At 74.9% G+C, this 8,708-nt stretch carries 7 protein-coding genes and 1 pseudogene; 2 read left to right on the top strand and 6 right to left on the bottom strand.

Annotation, left to right across the window (positions count from 1 at the left end):
* The 4 genes from DQW06_RS09605 to DQW06_RS09585 form a co-directional block, all read right to left on the bottom strand.
* The coding region (locus DQW06_RS09605) for an FGGY family carbohydrate kinase (protein ID WP_255418224.1) at positions 1 to 712 on the bottom strand (712 nt) is incomplete at its 3' end.
* Positions 709 to 2,805 carry a bifunctional aldolase/short-chain dehydrogenase gene (locus DQW06_RS09600; protein ID WP_198662413.1) on the bottom strand — a complete coding sequence of 699 codons (2,097 nt, stop codon included), beginning with the start codon at positions 2,803 to 2,805 and terminating at the stop codon, positions 709 to 711. The genes DQW06_RS09605 and DQW06_RS09600, both read right to left, overlap by 4 nt.
* Complete coding sequence (gene rhaI, locus DQW06_RS09595) at positions 2,793 to 3,971, bottom strand: L-rhamnose isomerase (RefSeq protein ID WP_013153410.1); 1,179 nt, start codon at positions 3,969 to 3,971, stop codon at positions 2,793 to 2,795. Before rhaI ends, DQW06_RS09600 begins: the two co-directional genes overlap by 13 nt.
* 411 nt (positions 3,972 to 4,382) lie before the next feature.
* Positions 4,383 to 4,979 (bottom strand): LysE/ArgO family amino acid transporter, encoded by a 597-nt coding sequence (locus DQW06_RS09585; RefSeq protein ID WP_071622197.1) that lies wholly within the window; start codon positions 4,977 to 4,979, stop codon positions 4,383 to 4,385.
* 96 nt (positions 4,980 to 5,075) lie between these two features.
* On the opposite strand from DQW06_RS09585, the gene DQW06_RS09580 reads away from it, so the two are divergent.
* Both DQW06_RS09580 and DQW06_RS09575 read left to right on the top strand, forming a co-directional pair.
* Positions 5,076 to 5,972 (top strand): LysR family transcriptional regulator ArgP, encoded by an 897-nt coding sequence (locus DQW06_RS09580; RefSeq protein ID WP_013153412.1) that lies wholly within the window; start codon positions 5,076 to 5,078, stop codon positions 5,970 to 5,972.
* Positions 5,973 to 6,232: 260 nt separating this feature from the next.
* Positions 6,233 to 7,099, top strand: a complete 867-nt coding sequence (locus DQW06_RS09575; protein ID WP_013153413.1) for a TIGR03620 family F420-dependent LLM class oxidoreductase — start codon at positions 6,233 to 6,235, stop codon at positions 7,097 to 7,099.
* A 134-nt stretch (positions 7,100 to 7,233) separates the two neighbouring features.
* On the opposite strand, the gene DQW06_RS09570 is transcribed toward DQW06_RS09575, so the two are convergent.
* Positions 7,234 to 8,142, bottom strand: a complete 909-nt coding sequence (locus DQW06_RS09570; RefSeq protein ID WP_013153414.1) for a serine hydrolase — start codon at positions 8,140 to 8,142, stop codon at positions 7,234 to 7,236.
* Positions 8,139 to 8,708, bottom strand: a pseudogene (locus tag DQW06_RS09565) (LysR family transcriptional regulator); the annotation flags it as partial. The gene DQW06_RS09570 and the pseudogene DQW06_RS09565, both read right to left, overlap by 4 nt.

Below are 8,708 nucleotides of genomic sequence, written 5' to 3'. Positions count from 1 at the left end.
GGCCCGCACCGGGTTCCGGGCCGCGCCGGAGGGCGCCGACGACGGTTCCGGGTTCGACCAGACCGGGCAGCAGGTCCCGCGCCGCGACCCCGAAGCCCGTCTCCAGCAGGTCCAGGCAGGCGTCGGCCCAGCGGCGTTCGCGCACGTCGACCAGGCCGGTGGTGGAGGCGTTGGTCAGCTCCGCGACCCGCTCGCCCGTCAGCCAGTACCCGAGTAGGTCGGGCACGAGCAGCAGATCGCGGGCCGCGGCCAGCTGGGCGCCGCCGGAGGCGGCTGCGAGCTGGAACACCGTGTTGAACGGCTGCACCTGCAACCCGTTGACCGCGTACATCCGCTCGGCGGGCAGGTGCGCGAACACCCGCTCGGGCACCCCGTCGGTGCGCCCGTCGCGGTAGTGCACGGGGTTGCCGAGCAGGGCGCCGTCGGCGTCGAGCAGCCCGTAGTCCACCGCCCAGGAGTCCACGCCGACCGAGGCCAGGCCGTGGGGTCCGGCGGCCCGGCGAAGCCCCTCGACCACGCCCGCGTACAGGGACAGCACGTCCCAGTGCAGGCCGGCGCGGCTTCCCGCGGGCACGGTGACCGGCCCGTTGGGGAAGCGGGCGACCTCCTCGGTGCGCAGCCGCCCGTCCTCGACCCGCCCGGCGATGACCCGGCCGCTGGAGGCGCCCAGGTCGACGGCGGCGTGGACGGCGCCCCCTCCGGCGGCGCTCATCGCAGGAAGGCCGCGGCGACGCCGCTGTCCACGGGGATGTGCAGGCCGGTGGTGTGCGACAGCTCGCCCGCGGTCAGCGCGAACACCGCGTTGGCCACGTGCTCGGGCAGCACCTCGCGGCCCAGGATGGTGCGCTGGGCGTAGAACGCGCCCAGGTCCTCCTCCCTGACCCCGTACACCTTGGCCCGCTGGGCGCCCCAGCCCCCGGCGAAGATGCCCGAGCCGCGCACCACCCCGTCGGGGTTGACGCCGTTGACCCGGATTCCCTCGCCGCCCAGTTCGGCGGCCAGCAGCCGCACCTGGTGGGCCTGGTCGGCCTTGACCGCGGAGTAGGCGACGTTGTTGGGACCGGCGAACACGGCGTTCTTGGAGGCGATGTAGACGATGTCGCCGCCCATGCCCTGGGCGGTCATCGTCCTGGCCGCCTCGCGCGAGACCAGGAAGGACCCCTTGGCCATGACGTCGTGCTGAAGGTCCCAGTCGCGCTCGCTGGTCTCCAGCAGCGGCTTGGAGATGGACAGCCCGGCGTTGTTGACCACCAGGTCCACGCCGCCGAAGGCCAGGGCCGCCGCGGCGAAGGCGCGGGCCACCGCGTCCGCGTCGCTGACGTCGCAGGCCACGCCCACGGCCGTGTCGGAGCCGCCCAGTTCGGCCGCGGCGGCGGCCGCCCTGTCGGCGTCCAGGTCGGCCACGACCACGCAGGCGCCCTCGCGCGCCAGGCGGGCGGCGATGGCCTTGCCGATACCGCTGGCCGCGCCCGTGACCAGGGCGACCCGGGCGGCGAGCGGCTTGGGCTCGGGCAGGCGGGCGAGCTTGGCCTCCTCCAGCGCCCAGTACTCGATGCGGAACTTCTCCGACTCCTCGATGGGCCGGTAGGTGGAGACGGACTCGGCGCCGCGCATCACGTTGATCGCGTTGACGTAGAACTCGCCCGCCACGCGCGCGGTCTTGGCGTCCTTGCCGAAGGAGAACATGCCCACCCCGGGGACCAGCACGATCGCCGGGTCGGCGCCGCGCATGGCGGGGCTGTCGGCGTCGGCGTGGCGCTCGTAGTAGGCGCGGTACTCGGCCCGGTACTCCCCGTGCAGTTCGCGCAGGCGCTCCACGGCCCGCTCCAGCGGGGCGTCGGCGGGCAGGTCGAGCACCAGGGGCCGGACCTTGGTGCGCAGGAAGTGGTCGGGGCAGGAGGTCCCCAGCGCGGCCAGGCGGGGGTGCTCGGCCCCGGCCAGGAAGTCCAGGACCACGTCGCTGTCGGTGAAGCGGCCCACCTGGGGGTGGTCGGTGGAGGCCAGCCCGCGGATGACCGGGGCCAGGGCGGCGGCGCGCTGGCGGCGCTCGGCCTCGGGCAGGGCGCCGTAGCCCTCCAGGACGGGGCCGAAGGGCTCGGGGCGGCCGTTCTCCTCCAAGAACCCCTCGGCGGTGCGGATGATCTCCAGGGAGTTGGCCTGGCACTGCTCGCTGGTCTCGGCCCAGGCGGTGATGCCGTGGCCGCCCAGGATCGCGCCGATGGCGTCGGGGTTCTCCTCGGCGATACGGGCGATGTCCAGGCCGAGCTGGAACCCGGGACGGCGCCAGGGCACCCACACCACGCGGTCGCCGAAGCACTCGCGGGTCAGGCGTTCGCCGTCCGCGGCGGTGGCCAGGGCGATGCCGGAGTCGGGGTGCAGGTGGTCCACGTGCGCGGCGCGCAGCAGGCCGTGCATGGCGGTGTCGATGGAGGGCGCGGCGCCGCCCCTGCCGAACAGGCAGTGGTCGAAGGCGGCGACCATCTCGTCCTCGCGGTCCTCGCCGGGGTAGACGTCCACGAGGGCGCGCAGGCGGTCCAGGCGCAGCACGGCCAGGCCGTCCTCGGTGAGGGTGCCCAGGTCGCCGCCGGAGCCCTTGACCCAGAGCAGGTCGACGTCCTGTCCGGTGACGGGGTCGGTGCGGGTGCCCGCGGCGGAGGTGTTGCCCCCGGCGAAGTTGGTGTTGCGCGGGTCGGCGCCGAGGGTGTTGCTGCGGGCGAGGAGCTGTTCGACGACGTCGGACACGGGGTCTCCCTGTTCGGTGCTGCTGTGCTCTGGCGTGGACGGCGGCCGGTTCACGCGCCCCACCCGGCCTGGGCGCCGCCCCTGCGCTCCTCGGCGACGCGCTCGGCGTAGCCGGAGCGGGCGTGCGCGGCCATGGGGTCGGGGTCCAGGCCCTGGTCCCGGCGCAGGTCGGCGAGCAGGGGCCGCACGTCGGTGTTGTAGGCGTCCATCAGGGCGGCGTTGGCGGCCAGGACGTCGCCCTCGCGCTGGGCGGCGGCGAGCGCGTCGGCGTCCACGAGCAGGGCCTTGGCGGTGGCCTCCTGCACGTTCATGACCGAGCGGATCTGACCGGCGATCTTGGGTTCGATGTTGTGGCACTGGTCGAGCATGAACGCGACCCCGGTGTCGGCGGCCAGGCCGCCGCCGCGTACGACCTCGTACATGATGCGGAAGAGCTGGAAGGGGTCGGCGGCGCCGACCATGAGGTCGTCGTCGGCGTAGAAGCGCGAGTTGAAGTCGAAGGCGCCGAGCTTCCCGGCGCGCAGCAGGAACGCGACGATGAACTCGATGTTGGTGTGCGCGGCGTGGTGGCCGGTGTCCACGCAGACCACGGCCTTCTCCCCCAGCTCCAGGCAGTGGGCGTAGGCGGTGCCCCAGTCGGGGACGTCGGTGGCGTAGAAGGCGGGCTCGAAGAGCTTGTACTCCAGCAGCAGGCGCTGGTCGGGGCCGAGCCGGTCGTAGACCTCGGACAGGGCCTCGGCGAGGCGGTCCTGGCGGGCGCGCAGGTCGTCCTGGCCGGGGTAGTTGGTGCCGTCGGCGAACCACAGCTTGAGGTCGCGCGAGCCGGTGGCGTCCATGACGTCCACGCACTCCAGCAGGTGGTCGATCGCCTTGCGGCGCACGCCCGGGTCGGGGTTGGTGACGCTGCCGAGCCGGTAGTCGTCGTCCTGGAAGACGTTGGCGTTGATGGTGCCGACGCCGATGCCCAGGTCGCGCGCGTGGGCGGCGAGCGCGGCGTAGTCGTCGACCCGGTCCCAGGGGATGTGCAGGGCGACCGTGGGGGCGACCCCGGTGAGGCGGTGGACCTCGGCGGAGTCGGCGACCTTCTCCCAGGGGTCACGGGGGACGCCGGGCTGCGCGAACACCTTGAACCGGGTACCGGAGTTCCCGAAGGCCCAGGAGGGGAGTTCGATGTGCTGGCGTCGCAGGACGGCCAGGGCGTCCGCGCCGCGTTCGGGGAGTGCTGCCACGGTGGGGCTCCGTTCGGGGAGGGCGCGCCCGCCGGTACGACCGGCGAGAAGGCCCATTGAATCGTTTCACTCAGGCTGGGCTGAAACTACCGCCAGCTCTTCTCATGTGTCAAGGTTCACCCTATCTCTCGGCTGGCCAGGCGACCCTTCCTTACTTGAAACGTTTTATGGCCGGGGCGTACACGACCCCAGAGGGAGGCCCTCACCACGCCGCCCCGAACGACGCCTGCGGGGCTTCCCGGAGGGGCCCTGCGGGGACGGGCGGGGCGCCACCCGGCCCCGGACCGGCTGTCCGCCGAGGACGTCGGTCCGCGCGCGTGGTCTACGTGGACGACGACCCCATGGTCCCAGCGCACGCGCGGGCCACCGGGCTCCGCCGGGGTGCGGCCGGCCCGGCGAAGGGGCGGCGACTCAGGCGCCGAGTGCCATGCGCACGCCCAGGGTGAGCATGACGGCGGCGATGAGCGCGTCCAGGACCCGCCAGGCGCCCGGGCGGGCGAAGACCGGGCGCAGCAGACGGGCGCCGAAGCCCAGCCCGAAGAACCACACGAGGCTGCCCGTGACCGCGCCCGCCGTCCACCACCAACGTGCGTCGCCGTCCTGCTGGTTGGCCAGGGAGCCCAGGAACACCACCGTGTCCAGGTACACGTGCGGGTTGAGCCAGGTGAGCACCAGCGCCGTGGTCACCGCGGCCCCGCGCCCGACGGAGGAAGCGCCGCCGACCACGAGGGAGCCGGGGCGCAGGACGCGGCGCGCGGCGGACAGGCCGTAGACGACCAGGAAGCCCGCGCCCAGCAGGCGGACCGCGGCGACGGCGAGGGGCGCGGCCTCGACGACGACGCCGACGCCGAGGACCCCGGCCGTGATCAGCACCGCGTCGGACAGGGCGCAGACCAGCACCACCGGCAGGACGGTGCCGGTGCGGCCCTCGATGCCGATCCGCAGGACGTGGGCGTTCTGGGCGCCGATGGCCACGATGAGCGCCAGCCCGGTACCGAGGCCGAGCATGGCGGGGAGAAGTGTCTCGTTCACCCCGGAACGCTAGGTCAGGCACCCGTGTGCAGTAAAGCTAAACTTTCTTAGGATCCATGAGGGAGGCTTAAGATGCCGTTCCAGTTCGACCATCTGCGCACCCTGACGACCCTGGTGGACGAGGGCACCTTCGATGCCGCCGCGCGGCGGCTGCACGTGACCGCCTCGGCGGTGTCCCAGCGGGTCCGGGCGATGGAGCAGACCGCGGGCCGTGTGCTGGTCCAGCGCACGAACCCCGTGCGGACCACCGCCGCCGGGGACGTGGTGCTGCGCTACGCCCGCCAGGTGCTGCTGCTGGACGAGGACGCCTCCGCGGAGCTGCGGCTGGGCGAGCGCGAGCGGGGCCGGGTGTCGGTGCCGCTGGCCGTCAACGCCGACAGCCTGGCCACCTGGTTCCTGGAGGCGCTGGCGGACCCGCCCGCCGACCTGGGCGCGGTGTTCGAGATCCACCGCGAGGACGAGGAGCACACCACCTCCCTGCTGCGTTCGGGGGCGGTGATGGCCGCCGTGACCTCCACCCCCGAGGCGGTCCAGGGGTGCACCGTGGCGGGGCTGGGCGCGATGCGCTACCACGCGGTGTGCAGCCCGGGCTTCGACCGGGAGCACCTCGGCGGCCGGGCGGACCCGGAGCTGCTCGCCCGGGCGCCGGTGGTCAACTTCGACCGCCGAGACGACCTCCAGGACCGGTTCCTGCGCGAGTCCCCCGGCGGTGAGCCCTGCGGCCCCCGGCACTACGTCCCGGCCTCGGAGGACTTCGCCCGGGCCGTCCTGCTCGGGTTCGGGTGGGGCGTGGTGCCCGAACCGCAGTGCTCGGAGCACATCGCCTCGGGGCGGCTCGTGGCCCTGGCCCCGGACCGCCCCGTGGACGTGCGCCTGTACTGGCAGCGGTGGAACCTGCGCTCCCCGGTCCTGGACCGGGTCTCGGAGGCCGTGCGCGCGGGCGCGGCCGAACGCCTGCACCCGCTGTGACCGGAATCCCCGCGCCGCGCGGGCGCCGTGGTCCGTCCCGGCGGCCGGGTCCTCGGCCCCGCACCGGGCGGGCGTCACGGAGCACGTCCCGGGGAGACGCGCCCGGTGCTCCGCGGAGAACGGGGCACAACGGCCCGGACGGCTCTCCTCCCCCCGCCCTGAGGCGCTCGTTCGGGGCGGGAGGTGGGTAGGTCCCCCCGTGTCCGTCCGGCGGGCCGCAGGGGGCGGCACGCCGACACCACCGTCAAGAAAGGCCCGACATGAGCCTGAACGCCACCGCCGTCGACCTGGGGACCTACGGAGTGTGGGTGACGAGGACCGACCTGACCGCCGACGCGGCCGCCGAGATCGAACGGCTGGGCTACGGAGCCGTCTGGGTCGGCGGCTCCCCCGGCGCAGATCTGGAGGAGGTGTCCACGGCGCTGGCCGCGACGTCGCGGATCGCGGTCGCGACGGGCATCGTCAACATCTGGACCGCGGACGCGGAGGCGCTGGCCGACTCCTTCCGCCGGATCGAGTCCGAGCACCCCGGCCGGTTCCTGCTCGGCATCGGCGCGGGCCACCGCGAGGCCAACGGCCCCGAGGCGGTCAGGCCCTTCGGCGCGGTGGTGGACTACCTGGACGCCCTCGACCGCGGCGGCGTGCCCGCGGACCGGCGCGTGGTCGCCGCCCTGGGGCCTCGGATGCTCGGCCTGTCCGCCGAGCGCTCCGCCGGAGCCCACCCCTACCTGGTCAACCCCGAGTTCACCCGCGGCGCGCGCGAGGCTCTGGGCCAGGGCCCGCTGCTGGCTCCCGAGCACAAGGTGGCCCTGGGAGAGGACCGCGAGCGGACCCGGCGCACCGCCAGGAGGGGGCTCAGCGTCTACGTCGACAACCGGCTGACCAACTACCTCGCCAACTTCCGGCGCCTGGGCTTCTCCGACGAGGACTTCGCCGACGGCGGCAGCGACGCGCTGGTGGACGCCATGGTCGCGCAGGGCGCGCCGGAGTCGGCGGCGGCGGAGCTGCGCGCGCACCTGGAGGCGGGCGCGGACCACGTCGCGGTGCAGCCGCTGGCCGAGGACGGCGACATCCTGCCGGTGCTGGCCCGGCTCGCCCCGGCCCTCGGGCTCGCCGCCCGGGGCTGAGGCCCGCCCCCATGGTCGGGCCGCACGCGTCGCCGGTGTGACCTGAGGGCCCTGGCCTGCGCCTTACAGCGGGGTTCGGGCACCGGCTTCGGCTACGGGTAGAGGATCACGGTGAAGGGGTGCGCCCTCGTCGGTCAGCGGACGCCCGCCCGCAGGTGGTCGCGCAGCTCCCGCGCCACGCGCGCCATGAGCGCCTCCGCCCCCGGCTGGTGGTAGGCGGGCACGCGCGACTCGGTGAGCACCGCGACGGCGAAGGCCTGGCCGTCGGCGTGCTCGACCACACCGATCTCGTGGCGCAGGTTGAGCAGGGTTCCGGTCTTGGACGACCACCGGGAGAGGTCGGAGGTGAAGTCGGGGGCCAGCCGGTGGCGCAGCAGGTTGTCGCCCATCAGCTCCCGCACCCGGGCGGCCACGTCCGGGTCGATCGCCCGGGGCCGCCACAGCGCCTCCAGCAGGTCGGCGAAGGCCCGGGCCGCCCCGGAGCTGGCCCGGGTGACGTCGAGCTGCTCGATGCGGTGCCCCCGTCCGGCGGTGCCCTCGCCGATGGCCAGCGAGTGCGCCAGGTGCGCGCCCTCGGGGCCGAGCCGGTCGGCGGGGGTGTCGCTGAGGCCGCGCATCGTGTGCCGGACGGTGATGCCGCGCAGCCCGGCCGCGCGCAGCGACGCGGCGACCCGCTCGGGAGGGGTGATCTCGAACAGGGCGTCGGTGGCGGCGTTGTCGCTCAGGCACATGCTGAGGTAGAGCAGGTCCTCGACGCTGACGCGGGCCGGGTGGCGGAACCGGCTCACCCCGGTGGGCCCCGGGGTGGTGATCCGGCCCGGCTGCACGAGGACCTGCTCAGCGCCGTCGATCTCCCCCGCGCGGATCCGTTCGAGCGTGGCGACGGCGAGCGGGACCTTGACCAGCGAGGCCGTCGAGAACTCCAGGTCGGGTTCGATGCCCAGTTCCTCGCCCGTACGCAGGTCACGTACGAGGAAGGAGCCCCGCAGTCCCCCCTCGTCGAGTTCGCGGCGCAGGTCGCGGACCAGGGCGGTGGCGCTCACGCGGGCTCCTGTCCGGGGTCGGGGCGTCCGAGCGGTTCGCGCCCGGACGGCTCGCCTCGGCTCTCCCCCGCCGGGGCGCCGAGGCACCGGGCGATCGCCCGTCCCAGGAGGGCGCGCAGCCGCTCCGCCTCGTCCCCGGCCTCGGCGGCCACCTCGTAGCCGCGGGCGAGGCGGACCTCGCCCGTGGGGCGCCAGTACAGCCCCAGGTCCTCTGCCTGGCGGGGCGAGCAGAGCAGGAGGTCCTCCGAACCCAGGACCTCGGCGGCGGCGGAGGCCAGGGAGGCGGCGAGGACCACCTGGCCGGGCCGCAGGCCCACGGCGTCGCGCAGGCGGTTGAGGGGGTCGCGCACGTGGGGGACGTCGTCCTCGGGCTGGAGCCAGACGCGGCGGCCGCGCGAGGACGAGCGGTCGCGGGGCAGGCGCAGGGTCTCCAGGTAGACGGCCCCGGCGCGCGGCTCCCCGGCGCCCGCCAGCCCCAGCGGGACCGTCCACGCGGCCTCGCCGGGCGGCACCCCCGCCAGGGCGGCGCGCACCTCGCGGGCGCCCAGCAGCTCGGTCCGCGCCGC

This window comes from Nocardiopsis sp. TNDT3, from assembly GCF_003427465.1.
Classification (GTDB): Bacteria; Actinomycetota; Actinomycetes; order Streptosporangiales; family Streptosporangiaceae; genus Nocardiopsis; species Nocardiopsis dassonvillei.
This window is presented reverse-complemented; position numbering and strand designations above follow the sequence as displayed.

Coding starts and splice junctions, on each gene's coding strand:
- DQW06_RS09585 (WP_071622197.1), bottom strand. CDS start 4,979: ATGCTCGGCCTCGGTACCGGGCTGGCGCTCATCGTGGCCATCGGCGCC.
- DQW06_RS09580 (WP_013153412.1), top strand. CDS start 5,076: ATGCCGTTCCAGTTCGACCATCTGCGCACCCTGACGACCCTGGTGGAC.
- DQW06_RS09575 (WP_013153413.1), top strand. CDS start 6,233: ATGAGCCTGAACGCCACCGCCGTCGACCTGGGGACCTACGGAGTGTGG.